Below are 20732 nucleotides of genomic sequence, written 5' to 3' on the forward strand. Positions count from 1 at the left end.
TATGTATGCGTATTCACATTTAGTTGAATTCATGACTTCACTGCTAGATATGCAAATGTCCATAGCCTGAGACGTCAGATCGTAATTACACAATAATTAGAATGATATAGATTTTTATCCATTTAATAGAATAATTCCGAGGTGGCTAAAGCCTTACCTCCTTCTTATTTTTATTTGTAATTATGTCTTCACTAAACTTCTCTTCGCACGTGTTACGATCCGCTTGGTCTCCTTCGTATCTGACTCACTCAACCATATATCGCAAGTACGAATTACCCAATCGGGGTTAGACTTGCTAGCATCGTTCAGCCAATTACTAACGGAATCTTGGACATATTTTGTTGAATCAGACTTCACAACTTCTAAGAGGGGGAGTGCGATGGCCGGGTTTTCTTTTAATGCATTAATATGTTTAGCCCACACCCCCTGTGGACGTGTTAATTCGATAGCAAACCTTCGAATATTCGCATCTTCATCACGTACCCATTCAGCTAAAAATTCAATAGCTTTATGCAAATCTCGGGCACAGGGTTCCCTTACAGCCATCCATGAAATTTCACGCACACCAAAATGAGAATCTGCAGCGAATGGACGAATACTTGCAAGTTTTTCAAGTGTACTCAAGCTCTCATCCTCTCCTACGATATACGCAGCCCAGCAGCGTACACTATCAGAGCGATGCTCACTTAACGAATTGAAAATTCGAGACTGTTCTGTCTTCGTAACTGAATCCAATAATGTGTGCCATTCGCGTGCAATTGCAGGAATAATCTTCATCACTTTGGTCTTATCCCGGAAATCATTCAGCCTTTGGATGATCTCAGTAGACACTTTCTCAAACCCCAAATCGTTCAGAACATTTTGCAGAAGTACGATATGGTTCACAGCAAGCCACTCTGTTAAATTAATCGACTGTAGTTGTCCCTTCTGGAGTCGTTCTACAACTTCATTTGGAATATCTGATATTTTACGAGCTCCTTTTCGTTGTAAAATATCACTTGAAATCAGCTTTCCTTGTTCATCATCCATAGCAATAGCAGTCCTCCTTCCACATAAGGGCATTCGCCTTTATGATACGGACCTCTCGCATAAATTAGATGTAATGCAGTTTACATCTTTATAAGATTTATATGAAATTTCTCTTCTGAATCTTTTCACGGTCGATATAAATCGTTCTAAATCCCGTCTTAATTAGTCCCCCTTTAACCAGCTCTTGCAACGCCACAGTCACAGCCTCTCTACTCGCCCCGATCATATGTGCAATATCTTGGTGGGAAAGTGGGACATCTATTTGGTGAAACGGATCATCACTTTCATCCCTTCTAACGACATGTTGAGCAGATAATTCCATAAGTACACACAAAATTTTATCATGCAAATTACCAATAGCTAGATTCTGTGTGAGCAGGCTCATGCTGTTAATGCGCTTACTCAATACCTGAATTAATGCCATCACAAATCTAGGACGATGCATGATAAATTGTTCAAATCTTGTGTGATCAATACGACAAATATGACTTTCTTCAATTGTTTCAATATAATGTTCCTTCGTTCCAAATGAAATCATATTCAACTCACCAAATACATTTCCTTCATTAAGGACATCAGATGTAAACTGCTTGCCATCTGAATTCAATCTATATAAGCGAACCTTTCCTTTTTTCACAAAATAAAGCCCCGGAGTAAATGTTTCCGGTGTTTGAATAAAGGTGTTCCTCGGGATTACGGTAATTCGAGTCAATTGTTCCATTTCGATAAGGTCTTCCGTCTCCAGCGAATGGAGCAGATTGAACTGAGATAAGTAATGAATATTATTCATGCTCCCTCCTGCTCATTGTTAATCATGAATTATACAACACGTAAGAACCGGATACCGCGAATCATCCCACAGCGTTACATCGTTAAATACATAGGACTTATCACCTCCTCAAGCTCCAATATTCTCACTGTTCTGGATTATAATATTGTTGATATTAGAGGCCAACGATATAATAGCAGAGTGAACGTCGTGAAGAACACGCCGCTTCTATACAATGACCATCCTGATTAATTAGGGTGCAATTGTATAGGGCGGCTTTTGTTTTATCTAGGTCAAAAAATTCATTGTAACAAAGGGGACTAGAAATCATGACAGGATTTGAGCAACAATATGAACAGTGGTTACAGGAAAATTTGAATCACGAGACAAATCCCAGAAGGCGCGAACTACTATCTAAGGGACTGGGCCATGGAACGGTAGAATTCCTGAGATCCGTATGGTTTCCTGCTGTCGGTAACTTGAGGCACCTACTTCCTGAGTGGGAGGTTCGTGATTTCAGTAATGGGTATCGTTATAGCGGAACGTCAGTCCGCAAACCACAAGAATGAGTCGATAGAGCTTCCCAAAGCATTAGGCCAAGACCAAGGACAAAGGCATCATGAACGTTCATTCATCACATATCAAAAGTGCCTGCCGGATCGTCTCATCGACAATATCCTCAGCAGATTGTTCAGAGGTTAGTAATCTTGTGCCTTGTCCCGCCCATAATGACATATAGTCTGGATTACTTTGGCGGTTAGCCGCATTTCTTATATCACGAGTCACAGTATTCTGAGTTGGAAAAGGAAGTGGCTCCACCCCGCTTGCATCCCATTCCCGAATAAAACCATTTTGTATTCCCCTGGCAGGTCGGCCTGAGAACCCCTTTGTTAGGACTGTGCTCTCTTCCGTGCTGTTCAGCAGCGCTTGTTTGTAAGCATCATGCGCGCCCGATTCAATCGCTGTCAGAAATCGCGTTCCCATCTGAACGCCTTGTGCCCCTAGAACCAGTGAGGCAACAAGCCCTCGACCATCCATAATCCCTCCCGCAGCAATAACAGGAATCTTAACCTGATCCACAATTTGCGGAACCAATGCAAACGTACCGATGTTGGCTCCCATCCTGTGCTCTGTAATATCAAACGTTCCTCGGTGCCCGCCCGCTTCGCTACCTTGGGCAACAATTGCATCACAGCCTGCTTGCTCCGCCAAAAGAGCTTCACGTACTGTTGTTACCATCGTAACAACAAGAAGTTTAGCCTTCTTAGCTTGCCGCATGAAAGGCTCAGGAAGTATACCAAATGCCGTGCTGATGACAGGCACCTTTTCTCCGATTAGCACCGCTATCTGCTCCTCAAATAGATTAGAGGTAGCCACATCCTCCCCAACTACACTCGCCATTCCAAGCTTCCTCCGCATAGGGTTTAACGCTTGCTGCACTTCTCTAATTCTTTCATTGTTATCCGAAGCCCTAGATGCAAAGAGATTAACTGCAAAGGGTTTATCCGTTAGCTTACGAATTTCTAGGATAGCTTCTCGAATTGCAGTAGGTTCCAAATACGCTGCACCCAGCGTTCCAAGTCCACCTGCATTCGACACAGCCGCAACTAACTCTACTGTTGTCATCCCCCCCGCCATTCCTGCTAAAAACAGTGGATAGCGAATATTGAACATAGCGCAAAGTTCGGTCTTAATTTGAATAGTCATGACTACCTCCTTCTATTTTTATAAGACGATTGATCTAATGATGTTGTATTCAATATAACGCATCTAAATACTGTTCTCCATAACGATTCTCAAGCTGAAACTGATTTTCATCGCTTGAACTTGTTGAAACTTGACACAGCTCAGACCATCTTTTAAAATACAATTATCTTGTTTATCGAGATATTCGATTAAAAAGAATCTTGATAATCGTTTAATGAACCACATTCGATTATCATTCTATATAAAGGGTGAGAACCAATGGCAACATTAGTTTTATACGCTACGAAATCAGGAGCAACAGAACAATGTGCAAGAATAATATCTGAAGAACTTTCTGATTGTACCATTTGTAATATTGATATAAACAAGCCCGATATCACGGCATTCGATAACATTATCTTAGGTGCTGGCGTAAGGGACGGGAAAATATATAAACCCATTCGAGACTTCATCAAAAAAAATCAAAATGATTTACTTAATAAGAGTATGGGCTACTATATTTGTAATGAAAAGCCCAAGAAAACAGAAGAAATCATAGAAGCGAATTTTCCTGAAGAGCTCAAAAAGGCAGCTGTCTGTATTGAATCATTTGGCGGTTATAAGGCCTATGCTGCACCCAAGGAAGGTACTGATCAGCTAAAGGGAATTTTCGTCGATAGAATAAAAACTTTCTCTGAAAAGTTTAAATAAAACAAATGGACTATGTCATTAAAGACATAGTCCATTTGTTTTATTGGGGGAACGTTTCATGTCTATCATCTTAACGATCGTACAAATCCCGATCTCCACGAAGGATAAAGTGGTACCCAGCCATACTTGCTGCGTGCTTTTACATTGGATGCGCCCCGCTGCCATCTATTACTTCCCGGTTGATAATCTGGAATAGGAGCTTGCAGAAGATCGGCATAAACGGGTAGCCACTGTGTACCAGGAACCGGTTCATCATCGGTAATGTTAACTGGACCCGTCGGCCAATCCAGCGCCAACATCGCTGCATGTGCTGCATCCTCCACGTGAAGGAAAGATATGATCCCATCGGTCGCTGGAAGCTTACGATTCACCACTTGTTCCGCTACCGAACCTTTGAAATCGTACCATGTACCGGGTCCGTAAAGCATTCCGTACCGCAGAATCACATGATGCGGGATCTCAGCAACCGCTCCTTCCAATGTCGCAATACCATCAATAGTCATCTTACGTGGCATTGGCGCTTGAATATCTAATGGAGCACTTTCGGTAGCCGGGTGATCGCCTGCTTCATATGCCCAAGCAATGCTTTGAGCAATCATTCGCTTTACACCTGCCGCGTGAGCAGCATCTACCAAATTCCGCGTCCCCTCTATTCTAATTCTTGCGTTGTCCGCCAAGTCCCACTGACTTAATGAAGTAAGCTGATGAATGATCACATCCGGCCGTACTTCTCCGACCCCTGAAAGAACCCCTTCTCGATCAAATGCATTAACCACAATAGCCTTAGCACCTAAACCTTCTATAAAAGATATTCGTTCCGGGCTATGCGTCATTCCAATGACTTCATGACCAGCCTTTACTAACTTCGGAAGCAACAACCTTCCAATCACTCCTGTGGAACCCGCTACGAATATTTTCATAAGTAGACTACCTCCATATTATTAATCATGAAAGAATTAGGGCGTAGAAACACGGCAAACTTATGATCATATATATTTCCATTTGATATTAAAGAACTCCTGTTTTATTAGTTAATCTAAGAATACTGGCATCTTTAGATTATGGTACAAAAAAACCGCCAACACGTCGGTGTGTTAGCGGTTTTCATGATTGATGCTATCTTAATCCTCTGTCTACTAAGACATCTTCACCAAGCTGTAATTCTTCTTACCTTTGCGGATGATGATAAAGCGGCCACCAATGGCTTCGTTAGCTGTCACTTCAAAGCCCACATCGGTGACGCGCTCACCATTCATTGAAATCGCACCTTTGGTAATATCCTCGCGAGCTTGACGCTTCGATGGTTCGATGCCTAAATCCACAAGCCAGTCCACAATATTCTTCGATTCTTGTGTAGCTTCGAAAGTCGGCATTTCTTTAAAGCCTTGCTCGATTTCATCTGCCGTAAGGGACTTAATATCTCCGCTGAACAAAGCTGCTGTAATACGCTTTGCCTGTTCCAGCATTTCTTCCCCATGCACGAATCTCGTCATTTCCTCAGCCAACGTTTTTTGTGCTTCACGTTTATGAGGCTCAGTCTCCACTTTCTCAGCGAGCTCATCAATTTGTTCTTTGGACAGGAATGTGAAGTACTTCAAGTACTTCACGACATCGCGGTCATCTGTGTTCGCCCAGAACTGGTAGAACTCGAATGGCGTCGTCTTTTTCGGATCAAGCCAAATCGCTCCACCGGCTGTTTTACCGAACTTCGTTCCGTCAGCTTTCAGCATTAGCGGAATCGTAAGACCGAAGGCTTTCGCTTCAGAGCCTTCTTTTTTGCGGATCAGATCCAGACCGCTTGTAATGTTCCCCCACTGATCAGAACCACCGATTTGCAGCTGCACATCCTCATGCTGGTACAGATGCAAGTAATCTAGGGATTGCAGGATTTGGTATGAGAACTCGGTAAACGAAATACCGCTATCCAGCCTGCTCGCTACGACATCCTTAGCAAGCATTGAGTTGAGGTTAAAGTTCTTACCATAGTCACGCAAGAATTCGATCACATTGATTTTGTGCGTCCAGTCATAGTTATTCACCATACGGATTTGATTGTCGCCTTCTGTAACGAAGAGCTTTTTCATTTGCTCAGTCAAGGCATCTACGTTTGCTTGAACTTGCTCCAGCGTTTGCAGTGAGCGTTCAGCGGAACGACCACTTGGGTCCCCAATCGTACCGGTTGCTCCCCCAATCAGAATGACAGGACGATGGCCCGCAAGCTGGAAGCGTTTCAGCACCATGAATGGAATCAAGTGACCGATATGCATACTGTCTCCTGTCGGATCTACACCGCAGTACAAGGATACAGCTTTCTGATTCGTTAACTCTCGAAGTCCTTCTGCATCCGTCTGTTGATTGATGGCATCGCGCCATTCCAGTTCATCGATAATATTCATAGCCATACACTCCCTTAAGTGTTATCCAAATTCTTATTACGAAATATCATGTCACGGCATACAAAAAAGTCCCTATGTCTATTGTAGACATAGGGACGATTGAACAACCGTGGTACCACCCAGATTGTACAAATGAACGCTTCGTTTGCTCATGCGCCATTCATACCGCTCTTAAGGCGAGTTATCGTTCGCCATTTCCGCTCGGCATTACCCGAGATACTCCAGAGTGTAATTCACGAACTTAGTGTGTACCGGGTCTCATCAACCCCCGGCTTTCTTAGAACAGGGACTAAGCTGCTACTGGGCTCTTTCAACGTATATCGCATATAAGATTACAGACAGTATAGTGAAATCATTTTTCATTGTCAACCATCCCCTTCATAAACTCTTCAAACTAGGTGGTGACCATTTCTGATTCCAAGTTACTCTCCATCCAAGAACAACCTTCTTTTTTTGGCCGGGAGGCGTATATCCACTGAAGTGCCAATCCCCACCCTGCTAAAAATGGAAACACCGTACTGTTCACCATACTGAAGCTGAACACGTTGATGAATATTCCGGATACCAAATCCGGTCTCACTCACCTCAGAAGTGTTCAGTAGTTCGTTGACACTTGCCTGGCTCACACCCATACCGTCGTCAATGACTCGATAGAGAATCTCACCCTTTTCGATTCGTGCAACAATTCGAATATGGATATGATCAGCACCACTCCAGGCATGTTTAAGGGCATTCTCAACGAAAGGCTGAAGAATCAACTTAATCGTCTCATATTTCCACACATCTACATCAATATCATAGGTTACTCCAAGTCTATTCCCATACTTCACCTTTTGGATATCCAGATAGGCGTTAACCTGTTCAATCTCGGACGAAACAGGAATAAACATCCTTCCTGAGTTAAGGGTTAGGCGATAAAACTTTGCCAGCTCTACGACCATTTTTCTCAGCTTTTCATTCTCTCCGAACTTCGCCAACTGATTAATAGACGAAAGCGTATTGTATAGAAAATGCGGATTAATTTGCGTCTGAAGCATTTCAAGTTCTGCTTCTTTTTTCGCAAGTTCCGTTAAATATACCTTTTCTATCAACATTTCGAAATCCTCGCCCATTTCATTCAGTGCCGTTGCAATTTGCGAAAATTCATCTTTCCCTTTATAAGTTATACGTCGCCGCAAATCCCCTTCCCTAAATGAGTTAAGAATTGAAACAAATTTCATCATACGCTTAGAGAAATAACGAGATATGTATATACCTAGACTGGTAAATAACACGAAGCATACAATACACACACCAATAATGAAGGCCCTAACACGCTCAGCCTCTTGCTTAATAATCGTCAGTGGAACATGAGCAACAATGGTCCAATCTTCCTTGGGCATATACTCTTTCAGTGTTAAAAATTCATCCGCAGGGTAATTGTCCTGGAGTGAATTTACTGTATGCACATTCGATTCATTACCTTGAAACGATGATGAAGGAATCTCTTCTGAAGCATAAATGATTTGCCCCGCTCGATTCTGAACATAGAGCTTCGCTCCCTTACCAAGCTTCCGATAATCAACGCTTTGGAACAACTCATTTTTACTTACACTGAACCTCATAATACCTTGTTCCCATAGGTCTGCTGACTCTTGTAAATCGATGATTCGGCGAATCATAGATATACGTTTACTGTCTTTGTCATCCTCAACTTCCATCCACTTTTTTGTAATCCCATATTCCTCTTTCGAAAGTAAGTTATACCAAGCTTTATCTTGAATCCGATCCATTTGATAAATATTATACGTCTGTTGATCTTCATAGCGGGAATCCGGTTTATAGGTATAATAGATCTCTGACATTGTGTCGTTGTTGGTATATAGAAACAATCGCAGATTAATCCCGATGGATTTTGAGACACTGTCTAACTTAGGGAAAAGTTCTTTTTTAAGACGTACGTATTCTTCATTACTATTCGTTGTCTTCCGTTTCAATTTCTCAACAAAATATTCATCGTCATAGATCGTTGAGGAGATCCGCCACATATCCTCTGTTTTATATAAGACATTGTCTCGAATCTGAATTAGTGTGCTTTGAATATTCGCGCTTGTCTGATCCCGCATTGAGGAGTCATACATAGAGTGGGAGACATATCCGTTAACCGTCACCAGAATAATTATAAAAATAAGATAGGACATCATGAGCTTATACCCTATAGGTATATAGCCACGTCGGTTTCTGCTCCCTAACACCAATTTCGTTTTCATCATCCTGACCTACTGTACTTTCTTTCGATATTCGAGAGGTGTCATGCCGAACTTTTCTTTGAATTGTCTACTGAAATATGGCAAGTGGCGATAGCCGATCTTATCTGATATTTCATATATTTTCATTCCTGGCATTTTCAGAAGCTCACAAGCCCTCTCCATACGCATCTGGACTAGTAGCTCATTGAATGTATATCCTGACTTCTCACGAACTAGATAGCCAAAATAACTTGGAGAGAATGAAAACTGCTGGGCAATGTCCTTAATTGTAATGTTCTCACTCATCCGTTCTTTAATCGTCTTGATCACGTTACGTATAAACGGACTATCGTTTGTATTATGCTTGTAATGAAGTTTCTCCGAAATTTCAAATACGCGATACAGCAACCATCGCCGTATATCACTAATCGTCTCAAATTGTAACAAGATATCTAACTTACGAATATCAATATCCAGAAGCTCGAAAAGATCCTCGTTTATTGTGCTTAGATATTGATCCAGCTTCCAAATGAAATAACTGGTTAGATTTTGTACGGTGTATTTGGAACGCAGACTTGTTACGGAGCGAAACATTTTCTCTAGTTCATCATAGATTTGGACAAGTTCATAATCTTTAACCGCTTTCATTAATGCGTTCATATGAGCATCAAGCATACGGAAATCAAGCATTACCGGTTCTACACTAATATCTTCATAATTAATTACACCGCCCTTACCAAGAAACATTTTACCTTCAACCGCTTGAATTGCTTGTACGTATGATTCGTAGAGTTGAACTGACGAATGTACAGGAGAGCCGAGTCCTGTAGTCACTGAAACAGAGACTCTTCTCTGCGCTGAATCCAGTATTCGGGTTATCGTATCTCGTATTCCTTCGGCTTCAAGAAGCAAGGCAACTCGGTGAGGACTCAGCTTACAATAAGGAACATGACCACCTCGATTCGTGGCTTCATGAAGCTGCTTCATAAAAAGTCTAGAGCCTTCCAGATTCGATTGATTTCTGTCACTGATCCGAGATACGAGATCGATCTCCATTACCGCTACTCGAACAGGCCATTTCAATCGATGCAAGTCATGAGTTCTCATCAACTTATCCATAAACTCTCGATCTAGTGTATCTTCTCCTTCGAATAATCGAAGCAACATATCGCTTTTCGCTATTGGAATCAAATCCTGATATGCTTCTTCTACTTCTCTAAGCTTAAGTTCTTCATCCAAGTCTCTTTTCACTTTCATAAGTGAAGCGATCAATTCGCTATCTTCCATCGGTTTAAGCACATAGCTATATGCTTTTAAAGAAAGCGCTTGCTGAACATAGCTGAATTCCTGATATCCACTCACAAATATAATTCTTATTTTAGGCTTACGCTGTAGAGCAATTCGTGCAAGTTCCAACCCGGACATGTAAGGCATATTTACATCACTTACGAGAATATCAATGGAATGCTGCTCCAATACCTCACAAGCTGACAAAGCGTTATTCACACAACCCTTCACTTCCATACCTAATTCAGACCAAGGAATAAATCTCTTCATTCCTTCCAAATCCAGCTCTTCATCATCTACCAACAGCACATTATACATAGCCTCTTCCCCCCATGATCCATGCTAAATGTTCCCCTGTTATATCTTGTTCAGCACCTCCAAGTTGTCTGCCACATCCTCATTAGACTGTCAAAATTAATTTGTAAAATTATAACAAGATTTAAATTGGTTTACACTATTATATTTTCATGGACTTTCATTTCCTCCCATCTACTTAAAGTTAGGGTCATGTGTGGTCATCGGCACTAACCTTAAGTAAATGGAGAGAATCCAACCCAAGGGAGCATGATTTCGCACGCTCCACTTGGGATGGATCCTATAACTCATATTACAATTATTCCATGCCGAGCAATTCTTTATTTTTGAGCCATTGCTCCGTACGCCATTCAAGCAACTCATTGTAACCAAGTGCAACAGCGTCTGCTTCCGCTTTATCCAGAATTTTGTCAACATCTTCATCACTCTTCGCTGTTCCAGAAGCAGATAATGCTTGTTGATAAACATCAATAATATTCACACTAACATCTGCAAGTTCTGTACCCGCATCTGGTGTCAAGTTCGTTCCTAGAGCTGTGTGATTATTATGTGTCTTCCATGTAATGGACTCTTGATAACGCGTACTCCACCCTTTTTTCTCAAAAGGTTTATCTGATTCATATTTCACTTTAACCGGATCGATATAACCTGCGTTCGCTGTAATAATTACTCGGTCATTACCTGATTCAAACTCTGAAACTTTAACCGCATCGTAGGCATCCGTAAAGATCGGTTGATCGTTCTCATCTAGACCGTTCCAATACAAGCCCTCAGGTCCATAATACGTCGTCGCCATACCTTCTGGCCCGGTCATCCAATCCAAGAATGCGAAGATTTTCTCCGGCTCTTTAGCAGCAGTCGTAATGACAGTAACGTTCCAGCCTAATTCGTCATAACTGCCTGGGAATACTTTGTTTTTATCCAATCCTGCCTTGTGGAACGGCCATGTTACGAAATAACCTGCATCCGGATCTTCTTTAGATAGACTCGCATCGGCTCGGGATGAAACAGCCATTGGACTCGCCCCAGCAAAGATAGCTACCTTACCCGTCATTACTCTTGCGTGAACCTGCTCCCGTGTTGTTGTAAACATATCCTGATTAATTAACTTTTCGCGATAAAGTTTGGAGACAAATTTCTGAGATTCACGGAATGTTGGATCAGTAAATAGGGAAACCAACTTATTGTTGTCGTAGTCAATAACAGCCAGTGTGTTCGAGTTAAGCGACCTGTAAAAAGCGTTTTCTTGGTGGCCCGTATAGAGCATACCGATGCCTTGAGCATCTAGGGCACGTTCGGGGTCAAAAGGAACAACCTCCTCACCATACTTTTCTTTAACTTTCACGAGGTAGCTATATAAGTCGTCCATCGTTTCCAAAGGCGGTGAACCTAATTCTTTGTATATCTTTTTGTTCACGACGTACCCAGCACTTCCGTTAGGAGTTTTGGTGTAGTAATTCGGGAATTGATACAGCTTACCATCTGAAGAACGAAGCAAGTCGGCAGCGTCCGAACTCAACCATTTTTTTAGGTTAGGGTACTTTTCCATATAATCGTCTAAGGCAACAAGCTTGCCTGCTTTGATAAGCTTTAGAAAATCCCGATGGTTTCGATCTCCATACATGAGATCAGGAAGCTTATTGTCCGCCATCATGGTAGCCACTAGCTGATCATTGTTCCCACTAGCAAGGATTGGTGTAATATTCACTTTCTTGTTTTCCTTTAAGTATTTCCAGAGAGGAACGTCCTCCATCTTCTCCGGGAAGTCCTGCCAACTATAATGGGTAAATGCCGAGAAGTTTAACTCACTCGATCCAAATTCCCAAATATCCGCGGGCTTCTCATTTGATGGTTCCTTGTCTGTATTTGAGGTGTTTGTTTTAGAAGAATTCTTGTCTGTCTCTGGCGAACTTGCCGATTGGGTGCAACCTGCAAGTACAGTCGTCAGAAGGAATAGTGCTGTAATCATCAATAGTAGTGCTTTTCTTTTGTTCACTCCTTTATTTCCCCTCTCCATTAATTTAATTTATGTCCAAAGCGACTCTGCGCCTCAAACCGTAGGATACGTACTACTCTTTCAATGAACCCACCATGACGCCATTAACAAAATATTTTTGAACAAATGGATACACCGCAATGATCGGTAACGAGACAACCATAATGGTTGCGCTTATGAGTGACTTGGAAGTGATATTCCTCTTGTCCAATCTTTCCTGTGCCAAACTGTCAGCCCCGATCGCCTCATTAAGCAGATTGGCATTCAATATCCGCCGTAGTATCGTCTGAATCGGCATTAAATCATGGTTCGTAATATAGATTGTCGGGACAAACCAATCATTCCAGTGTGAAATAGCAGTGAATAATCCTAGTGTTGCTATAACAGGCCCCGATAGGGGAAGCACAATTTTAAAGAAAACACCCCAGTTGCTACATCCATCAATCTGAGCGGATTCTTCAAGCCCATTGGGTAGACTTTTAAAAAATGTACGAAAAACAATCATATTCCACACGCTGATTAATCCAGGAATAATAAAGACGAGGAAATTATTCATAAGCCCTAATGATTTGATAAGAAGGAATGTAGGGATAAGACCCCCACCAAAATACAGCGTAAAGATAAAAAACACGGTGAAAAACTTCCGACCAATCAAATGTGATTTACTCATGCCATAAGCCAGTAATGATGTCATGAATATGGCAGCGATCGTACCTATCACCGTTCGAAGAATACTAATTCCGAAAGCCTGAAGTAATCGTTCGTTATTAAATACGATCTCATAATTACTCCATGTAAATTCTCTAGGCCAGAACGTAACCCCACCTTTTGACGTATCCAGCCCTTCATTCAAGGAAACGACAAGCGTGTTCCAAAACGGATATAGAGCAGAGAAGGATAGTAGAATCAGGAATACGTAAATCGATACAACCATGGCGCGGTCACCATACCCCAAACGCTTGAATGCCAACGAATGTCAACTCCTCTCTTAAAAAAAATGACTCACCATAGACTATTTCCCGATCTTCTAGCCAAGTAGTTCGCTATCGTTAATAAAGTGACACTTACAACTGCACGAAACAATCCAACAGCTACACCAAAATCATATCTCTGATTCTGTAAACCTACCCGATACACATACGTATCAATAACGTCTGACACCGGTCGTAAACTCGGGTTTTGGGCCAAAATTAAGATATCTTCAAACCCTGCATTCAGTAGATTCCCCATCTGTAAGATCATAAAAATGATAATGACAGGCATGATCGTCGGAATCGTGATCAGATAAATTTGTTTAAATCGGCTCGCTCCATCAATTTCCGCGGCTTCATAAAGACTCGGATTAACCCCCGCGATCGCAGCCAGATACAGAATGGAGTTAAAGCCAATATCTTTCCACACATTGGTTGTTACAAGAATCCCCCAGAAATACTCTTTCATCGAAAGAAAGTTAATGGGTTCATCAATGGCTCCCATTCCTTTCAGTAACATGTTAATGCTTCCATTTTCCGTTGACAGCAGGCTCATCACGATACTGCCTACGATAACCCAAGACATGAAGTATGGCAGATATGTAATCGTTTGAATGGTTCGCTTGAACACTCGGTTACGTACCTCATTCAACATGAGAGCTAGAATGATCGGTGCGGGAAAACCGATGATAAATTTCAATAGACTGATAGCAAGCGTGTTTCTCATGATGGTTCCAAACCTCGGAGCATTAAAGAATTCCTCAAAGTGCTTAAATCCTACCCATGGATTATCAAATATCCTTGCTCCTGTAAAAATGTTATACTCCACAAACCCTGTCAGTAAGCCGTACATGGGAATGTAAGCAAATACAAAAATGAGGAGTACTCCTGGCCAGACCATTAATTGAAGATCGACCTGCTTCCACCAACGCTGTAGAAAGCTCTTCTTCATCTCTGTTCGATGTTCTGGCGGGATATTTGTATACTGTCCCCTGGTCGTTGCCTGCGACATGACCGTCCTCCCATACTAAAGTGTTATTGTTCCTTTTTTATCACCGGCGAAAGTGCTAACACTTGTTCCAATTGGAATGTTTTTCCTTAGCGTTATACCTATTGTACTTCCTTCAAATTCATGGAACGAGACCATAGGAGCATGATTTTTTGCGTTTACACATTAACTTTTTTTCAGGAAATTATAAAAATTAACGATGGACGAGAATTAACCCTTAAATCTGTAATTAATGATAGAAAATCAAAAGAACACGATCCATTGGATCGTGCAGACATAACGTAAACAGCCCTCATCCATGTTCTGAATGAGGGCTGCTAACAAATTCAAATGTAGTTCCTAGTCATTTAACTTTCGTCGGCCTTACTCCACCATTTTACGAGCAACAAATCCAAGATCCACGATATCAATCTTGCCATCGCCATTAACATCCAAGTGCTTAATTTGTTGCCAATCCGTGCTGTCAGATGTTTTGCCGTAATGAGCCGCGATCATGGCAAGATCTCCGATACTTACCTTGCCGTCATTGTTAACATCACCTGGAATTCCCGGAGGTGATGTCTCTGGTGTAATCTCAATGTTGATTGAAGAAGAAGAAGCCTTTATTTCTTCCCCTGTATCATTCCCCATGGTTGTGTCGGTCACGGATACAGATGCCGTAACAGACTTCTCCACGGTAGCTGCTTTAAAAGTCAGATTAAGCAGCTGACGATCTGCGGTAATGGCATTGTCCGCTCCTGTACTCGCCATGATGAACCGCAACTTACCAGGTGTAGTCTTTACAACTTCTACGAGACTTACACCCTCTATCGCTGACGTAGCCGTAATGAATTCAAGCAGTTGAGGATCATAGTCCATCTTAACATCGAGTGCATAAACACTTTGTTTCACATGGTTTAATCCCAGTTGAACATTAAACTCTTTACCAGATTGAACGCTGCTATCAGAAGATAGTGTCGTTGCTGGTGTATTTGGCTCTGGAGTGATATTGTCTTTGGTTGTAACCACTACCGAGCTGAACCTTGATTTGTAGCCATAAATGTCGAGCGCTCTCACTTTAATGGTATAACTTGTGTTAACGGTCAATCCACTTAGGTTATAGCTCGAATCATTAACTATATCAAGCATGTTGTTATTCAAATACACCTCATAGCCAAAAACACCTATTTCGCTTGGGGAAGTATTCCAAGTAATCGTAGCCGTTGTGTCCGTCACATCAGAAGCCGCAAGATTCATTGGTGCCGGAGGTAGAAACTGATTATCTGTAACAACAACGCTCACTGAATCGCTCTTCACAGATTCATTTCCCGCTCGATCGATCGCTGTGACCGTTACTGTATATTCCGTATCCACTATAAGCCCCTGAATAATTGAGAACGTTGTACCTGCACCGTTAACATAGGTGATGTTGTCACTATTGCCATCGTTCACGTAAACGTAATAACCAAGAACATCATCATCTGCTGGAGCTGTCCAGCGTATGATTACCGAGTCATGTGTCGCCCCACTCTCATCAATAGTAACTCCCGTAGGTGTATCCGGAGGAGTGGTGTCACCATCTGCCTTCTCGTAACCCGTTAAACGAATTTCTGCAGCCGAAGCAAATAGTTTACTACTTTCAGCACTAAGAGTCTCAACTCCGTAAAGGCGGATTGCCTTCGCAGCCACAGGAGCAAATTGAACATCCTGCCAACCGGAGAGATTCCAATCACCCGTTCCACCTGGCACATCTATGAAATCTGTGCCGTTTGTGCTGTATTGAACTTTATATTTGTGGATGATTCCGTTATTTCCGCCACCTGTCCGAGGCAGATACCTTAATCCATCGACCATATAAGGCTTATCGGATAGAGTCAGTGTAATATAAAGATTCTCACGGACATCGCCCTTCCACAATGAATGCCATATCGTATTTGGATTGTTGTCCAGAACCAATCTGGCAGGTCCTTCATTCGCACCACCGTTAGATTCAGCACTACCTGCAGTTGCGGTTAACTGTGCAACTGGGATATCCCGATCACTAGATCCTGCATTATGAAGCATCGTAATACCATAAACCATTGAATAACTGCCTTTTTCAAACTTAACGAGATCACCAATGCTAATAGTATCTGAACCGCTAATCTCTTTAGATCCTCGGAGCACGGTAACCTTAAGTCCAGAATTATAGATGAGGTTATCGAGCATCTTATCTACCGTCGTTGTCTGATCTTGCGGAACACCAATGGTCTTCTTAGAAAAATCCACGTTATAAACATTGGAATAAATCCACAGAAGATTTGAATCCTGCATGATTGAGAAGGTGTAACTCATTTCTGTACCGTCCTTCTCAAGCTTTAAGATATCACCTGTCTCAATTTCTTCCATTCCAGTGATCTCTTCGAGACCACGGTATACCTTTAACTTAATACCCTGATCATAGACAAGGTTCGAGAGGATTGCATGCACGGCCAGTAACTCACTATTGAGAATTGAAATGATTTTGCGCTGTTGGTTAACATAATATACAGGCGAATCTACATTCAAAGAGAATGTTCCAGACTCATATGCTCCAATATCAGGAATTCCAGCAACCTGATTACCGAAGTAGTCTCTTCCCCCATTATCCGCTATTGGCTTTCCTGCGTTGATCGCTGGAGAACCAGGCTGTAGATGGTACCCTGACAGGCTTGAAGGGTCAACTGGCTTTCCAACTCCCGTTCCTCCCTTACCAGGTTCCACAAACATCGGATCTGCTGTAATCACACCGCTATCGTTCGAAGGCGTATTCTTGAAGTTATAGAACAGATTGTTCTTCCAATCGATGTTATGCTCGCTAAAATTCTTCTCTTCATGCGGCGTAGTCCCAGGATAATAAAAGATATTATTGTAGAATTTAGCATCGGAGATACCGCCACTGCCATACATAAACTTCTTGTATCCATCTGCTTTCATGTAAACCGTATTATTGTAAGCCATTGCGCCAAAGGATCCCGTTCGCCAGTCGATCACACCGTGTTCAGTGTCATCGTTCTGGCTAATGTTGTACCTGAATATGCCGTTAAACCCATATAAGGTAGGTGTATTGCACCACATGAACGTTCCGCCCGCATTATCGTGCACATAATTGTACTGCACCAATGTACCATCATTCAGCGCATCGATTTCAATACCTTGCCCGTCTCCCGCACGTTTTGTATCGTATACTTCATTGAACTGGAAGGTCGTGTTGTCTGAATTCCAGTTAAACAGTCCCACCGCATAGGAGCCGCTGGAAGCAGCACGATACACGAGATTATTTTCGATGACTGCATCTTTATTGTTATCTATAATCGCACCATCGCCATCAATATCGTAAATGAGATTATTAGCTAGATAGAAATCTTCATATGGCTTCCAAGCGTACCCCGCTCGACCCGGTGCATGGTTACTTGGATAGGGTCCCCACTTGGTATCGGTCGTCTCCGCTCTACGGGCCCACACGGATACAAAATTCACACCTGAACGTCCTAAATCATATAACTCACTATTCGTGATGCGAATGTCATTAATCGAAGTCGGAATATGCTCTGATGCAGGAGTGTTTGGCTTGGCCAGTACCTCCATCAGAATCCCTCCAGACGATTTACCCTGATTCGTATCCGGTCCATGGAACCCGTGAATAACAAGGTTGTCAAAGTAGAAATGGTTTAGATCTCCAGCATCTTCTCCCGTAATGTTAATTCCTCTACGATACACTTGAGAATCGGGCTTATGGCTAGGTCCAGAGAGCTCAAGGTCTCGAACTTCCCAATATGCCTGATTGTAGAATGAGATCACATTATTAACGGTGACCGTCCTGCTAAATTCCGCACTCATCAGTGTGGCTGACCAGTTCTGATCGCTAGGTTGAAGCACGGGTCTGTTCCCATTCTCATCCCCATAACTAGCCACAATAATTGGATATCCATCCACTCCAGAACCTTTTGGTTTAAATGCCCCCTTGAATATATCACCTTTTTTGAAATAGATATGGTCGCCTGGCATAAATTCAATTGTATTCAACTTGTCAATGGTCTTAAACGCTTGGTCAGGGCTAAGTCCATCGTTAGTGTCAGATCCTGAATTTGCGACATAATAGCTAACACCTTCTGCTACATCAATCGTAAAACTTGTTGTAGTCTCCTCCCCCTGATAGCTTGCTTCGATTGTAATCGCCTGCTCTGATGAACTAGACGGAAGACGATTATAGTTAAACGTAGCTTGAAGCTGATCACTGTCATAAGCGAAATCTTTCGTATCTAAAGTTAACAATTCACCTTCGTTTATTTTGTATTTAAAGGTAAAGTCGGACGCCACAGGAGCAGCTGATGGTTTCTGGTCCAATACGGCTGTAAGCTTACCATTCGTAGCGGATAGGTTCTTTATCTTCGCCGTCACCACTTCTTCTCCAGAAGCAGCAATAGGGAAATCTAGTGTCAGCGTTGTATTCACTTTATACTTCACATATACCGTAACCGTCTGGTCTACGGGCTGAGCCGGAATTGGATAAAATTTCATTGATAATACCTTGTTATCCGCACTCATATTTGATTCTGTGATTGATATTGGCGTAATCAAGTTCGGATTAAGTGATGAAGAATACGATATTTCAAAATCATTGGCCGTTGGATTTGATGCCGCACCACTGAATACCGATGTTATCAGCCCATTCTCAACGTTCACTTGTTTCAGGTCACTCTTTACTGTCAATTTCGCATTGTCGATGTAAAAGTTGTTTCCTGCCTGATTGGATTCAAGCCATGCGAATAAGCGCGCACGATCGGTACCTGTAGGTGTAAACTGTATCGAATATTGTGTCCACTCATTCTTTGTTGCCTTAACTGTAAGCTGTCCGCTTCCATGATTTTTGACACCGATCTGCATAGAGCCTTTGGATACATTGTCAGCCTTCACCCATACGGAGTATTCATAGGTTAGGCCTGGTTGTAATCCTTTCACATCCTGCTCTAGTGAACCACTAGCCGTAGCACTTTTTACTGCAGCATTTCCATCATAAGCAGTCTCAGCCCCCGTTACTTTTACAGGGCCCTTGTAAGCATACCAATTGTTAAAAAACTCTTTTACAGAGCCATCATTAGAAACTAATTCCGCATCTTCAAAGCTAGGGTTCTTAAGTAGATTCATCTCTTCTAAGTTGATGCTAGATGCTGCCATCGTTGAGTTCTGCGGAAACATGGAAACGAGCATTGTAAACACGACGGACAAGATCAAACTTCGTTTGAATAAGTCATATTTTCGTTTTATATTCATCACTTCAAACCCTTCCCCTATAAAATCTAACATTATTTGTAAACGCTTACTAAAATCCTGATAATGTAGCACTTTCGTTTTATTTCTCCGAGAATACGACTGCATTATGATCACTGATTTCTTGCAACAACTGCTTATAGTAACCACTTTTCAAAAAATCACTAGTGATTGCAATTTGTTGTTGTTCGAAATCGGTCTGTACATCCGTTCGGGAAATAATCTCACCTGTTCTCTGCAAATCTCCGAAAGTATAGGAAAAGGTTTGACCTACTTTACCTACCCTCAGTATTTCCGCTAGCTCAGAATCCGCATTGTTCAAGGAACTTAATTGCCCCCAGTCGATCGTATGCTTTTCCGTATTCCCTTGATCAGTAATGGAGTAGACGATCTGCTCCGCATGATTGTACAGTGCTTTGTTCTCTTCAAAGTAAGCCCGCGCCTGCTGTAGCAAAGACTCATCTGCGTTGGCAGCTAAGTATTCAATAATTCTCACTTCAAGATTACTAGCAACATATTGATAGTAGCTGTATATATCGAATTGTTCCGGACCATATAAGGCTTTACCATTCTTCTTATCTAATTTCCGCTGGGCATTCTCCATCTGCATCTGATCCTGCAAATATGAAAAAGAATAGGGTCCAGAAAGCCCTAGTTTATTCCCTAAAAAAAATTGTGCATTAATGCGACTGGCTATTTCCTTCGTTTTCTGATCCAGCTGGTCACGATTGTCGATATCATCTACTTCTCGTCTTGCTAATTGGTTATAAAACGCCGCCTCCGTTTGCTCGATGACACGAGTAAATCCGGAATAAGAAAGAATCTGTTCTGTGATTCCAGGTTCGTTCTTTTCCCCATCTGGCTTACTAAGAAAACCTACAAGCACAACGACTGCTGCCAAAGAATATGCAAGTCCCATAACAACCCACAAAGGGGATTTTCGCTCGGACCGAGAACGATTCTTGCGTGACATCATGAACACTCCATTCTAAGGTTGGGTTAAGCAATATGTAGAATTTCAACCTCCTTGTATTTTAAATAGACTATTTATACTTAAGTATGTTATG

14 protein-coding genes, 1 pseudogene and 1 other annotated feature are annotated in these 20732 nt (G+C 42.0%); of the genes and pseudogenes, 3 read left to right on the plus strand and 12 right to left on the minus strand.

Annotation, left to right across the window (positions count from 1 at the left end):
• Positions 1–180: 180 nt before the first annotated feature.
• Both ACK8P5_RS18565 and ACK8P5_RS18570 read right to left on the minus strand, forming a co-directional pair.
• Positions 181–1029, minus strand: a complete 849-nt coding sequence (locus ACK8P5_RS18565) for a DNA alkylation repair protein (RefSeq protein ID WP_422657739.1) — start codon at positions 1027–1029, stop codon at positions 181–183.
• Between the two features lie 97 nt (positions 1030–1126).
• The gene (locus ACK8P5_RS18570) at positions 1127–1819 is read right to left on the minus strand and encodes a Crp/Fnr family transcriptional regulator (RefSeq protein WP_422657740.1); all 693 of its coding nucleotides are present in this window, start codon (positions 1817–1819) and stop codon (positions 1127–1129) included.
• Positions 1820–1843: 24 nt separating this feature from the next.
• Between ACK8P5_RS18570 and ACK8P5_RS18575 the strand changes: the two genes are divergently transcribed.
• Together ACK8P5_RS18575 and ACK8P5_RS18580 are read left to right on the plus strand one after the other, a co-directional pair.
• Positions 1844–2050 (plus strand): hypothetical protein, encoded by a 207-nt coding sequence (locus ACK8P5_RS18575; protein ID WP_422657741.1) that lies wholly within the window; start codon positions 1844–1846, stop codon positions 2048–2050.
• 77 nt (positions 2051–2127) lie between these two features.
• Positions 2128–2334 (plus strand): annotated as a pseudogene (locus ACK8P5_RS18580) (transcriptional regulator); the annotation flags it as partial.
• 91 nt (positions 2335–2425) lie between these two features.
• On the opposite strand, the gene ACK8P5_RS18585 reads toward ACK8P5_RS18580, so the two are convergent.
• The gene (locus tag ACK8P5_RS18585) at positions 2426–3505 is read right to left on the minus strand and encodes an NAD(P)H-dependent flavin oxidoreductase (protein ID WP_422657742.1); all 1080 of its coding nucleotides are present in this window, start codon (positions 3503–3505) and stop codon (positions 2426–2428) included.
• Between the two features lie 258 nt (positions 3506–3763).
• Here ACK8P5_RS18585 and ACK8P5_RS18590 point away from each other — a divergent pair, with 258 nt between their 5' ends.
• A complete protein-coding gene (locus ACK8P5_RS18590; protein ID WP_422657743.1) occupies positions 3764–4195 on the plus strand; it encodes a flavodoxin domain-containing protein in 432 nt (143 codons plus the stop codon).
• A 65-nt stretch (positions 4196–4260) separates the two neighbouring features.
• Here ACK8P5_RS18590 and ACK8P5_RS18595 read toward each other — a convergent pair whose 3' ends face one another.
• From ACK8P5_RS18595 to ACK8P5_RS18635, 9 genes are all read right to left on the minus strand, one after another.
• The gene (locus ACK8P5_RS18595) at positions 4261–5115 is read right to left on the minus strand and encodes an NAD-dependent epimerase/dehydratase family protein (RefSeq protein ID WP_422657744.1); all 855 of its coding nucleotides are present in this window, start codon (positions 5113–5115) and stop codon (positions 4261–4263) included.
• Between the two features lie 216 nt (positions 5116–5331).
• On the minus strand, positions 5332–6591 hold the full coding sequence (gene tyrS, locus ACK8P5_RS18600) for a tyrosine--tRNA ligase (RefSeq protein ID WP_422657745.1): 1260 nt from the start codon (positions 6589–6591) through the stop codon (positions 5332–5334).
• Positions 6592–6679: 88 nt separating this feature from the next.
• Positions 6680–6914: a binding site (T-box leader), on the minus strand.
• A 99-nt stretch (positions 6915–7013) separates the two neighbouring features.
• Positions 7014–8840, minus strand: a complete 1827-nt coding sequence (locus ACK8P5_RS18605) for a sensor histidine kinase (protein ID WP_422657746.1) — start codon at positions 8838–8840, stop codon at positions 7014–7016.
• 9 nt (positions 8841–8849) lie between these two features.
• A complete protein-coding gene (locus ACK8P5_RS18610; RefSeq protein ID WP_422657747.1) occupies positions 8850–10424 on the minus strand; it encodes a response regulator in 1575 nt (524 codons plus the stop codon).
• A gap of 295 nt (positions 10425–10719) precedes the next feature.
• Positions 10720–12417, minus strand: coding sequence for an extracellular solute-binding protein (locus ACK8P5_RS18615; protein ID WP_422657748.1), 1698 nt, complete (start codon positions 12415–12417; stop codon positions 10720–10722).
• A 73-nt stretch (positions 12418–12490) separates the two neighbouring features.
• Complete coding sequence (locus tag ACK8P5_RS18620; RefSeq protein ID WP_422661515.1) at positions 12491–13351, minus strand: carbohydrate ABC transporter permease; 861 nt, start codon at positions 13349–13351, stop codon at positions 12491–12493.
• Between the two features lie 68 nt (positions 13352–13419).
• On the minus strand, positions 13420–14400 hold the full coding sequence (locus ACK8P5_RS18625) for an ABC transporter permease (RefSeq protein ID WP_422657749.1): 981 nt from the start codon (positions 14398–14400) through the stop codon (positions 13420–13422).
• Positions 14401–14760: 360 nt separating this feature from the next.
• Positions 14761–19668: a fibronectin type III domain-containing protein gene (locus ACK8P5_RS18630; RefSeq protein ID WP_422657750.1), complete on the minus strand. Its 4908-nt coding sequence runs from the start codon at positions 19666–19668 to the stop codon at positions 14761–14763.
• A 79-nt stretch (positions 19669–19747) separates the two neighbouring features.
• On the minus strand, positions 19748–20638 hold the full coding sequence (locus ACK8P5_RS18635; protein ID WP_422657751.1) for a hypothetical protein: 891 nt from the start codon (positions 20636–20638) through the stop codon (positions 19748–19750).
• Positions 20639–20732 lie beyond the last annotated feature (94 nt).

Origin of the sequence: Paenibacillus sp. EC2-1, from assembly GCF_049311625.1 — a bacterium.
Lineage (GTDB): Bacteria > Bacillota > Bacilli > Paenibacillales > Paenibacillaceae > Paenibacillus_AQ.

What these genes read in the sequence shown, in the direction of transcription:
- ACK8P5_RS18630 (WP_422657750.1), bottom strand. Translation starts at nt 19,668, where the DNA reads ATGAATATAAAACGAAAATATGACTTATTCAAACGAAGTTTGATCTTG.
- ACK8P5_RS18590 (WP_422657743.1), top strand. Translation starts at nt 3,764, where the DNA reads ATGGCAACATTAGTTTTATACGCTACGAAATCAGGAGCAACAGAACAA.
- ACK8P5_RS18610 (WP_422657747.1), bottom strand. Translation starts at nt 10,424, where the DNA reads ATGTATAATGTGCTGTTGGTAGATGATGAAGAGCTGGATTTGGAAGGA.
- ACK8P5_RS18605 (WP_422657746.1), bottom strand. Translation starts at nt 8,840, where the DNA reads ATGAAAACGAAATTGGTGTTAGGGAGCAGAAACCGACGTGGCTATATA.
- tyrS (WP_422657745.1), bottom strand. Translation starts at nt 6,591, where the DNA reads ATGAATATTATCGATGAACTGGAATGGCGCGATGCCATCAATCAACAG.
- ACK8P5_RS18570 (WP_422657740.1), bottom strand. Translation starts at nt 1,819, where the DNA reads ATGAATAATATTCATTACTTATCTCAGTTCAATCTGCTCCATTCGCTG.
- ACK8P5_RS18635 (WP_422657751.1), bottom strand. Translation starts at nt 20,638, where the DNA reads ATGTCACGCAAGAATCGTTCTCGGTCCGAGCGAAAATCCCCTTTGTGG.
- ACK8P5_RS18565 (WP_422657739.1), bottom strand. Translation starts at nt 1,029, where the DNA reads ATGGATGATGAACAAGGAAAGCTGATTTCAAGTGATATTTTACAACGA.
- ACK8P5_RS18620 (WP_422661515.1), bottom strand. Translation starts at nt 13,351, where the DNA reads ATGGTTGTATCGATTTACGTATTCCTGATTCTACTATCCTTCTCTGCT.
- ACK8P5_RS18595 (WP_422657744.1), bottom strand. Translation starts at nt 5,115, where the DNA reads ATGAAAATATTCGTAGCGGGTTCCACAGGAGTGATTGGAAGGTTGTTG.
- ACK8P5_RS18575 (WP_422657741.1), top strand. Translation starts at nt 1,844, where the DNA reads ATGAATTATACAACACGTAAGAACCGGATACCGCGAATCATCCCACAG.
- ACK8P5_RS18625 (WP_422657749.1), bottom strand. Translation starts at nt 14,400, where the DNA reads ATGTCGCAGGCAACGACCAGGGGACAGTATACAAATATCCCGCCAGAA.
- ACK8P5_RS18585 (WP_422657742.1), bottom strand. Translation starts at nt 3,505, where the DNA reads ATGACTATTCAAATTAAGACCGAACTTTGCGCTATGTTCAATATTCGC.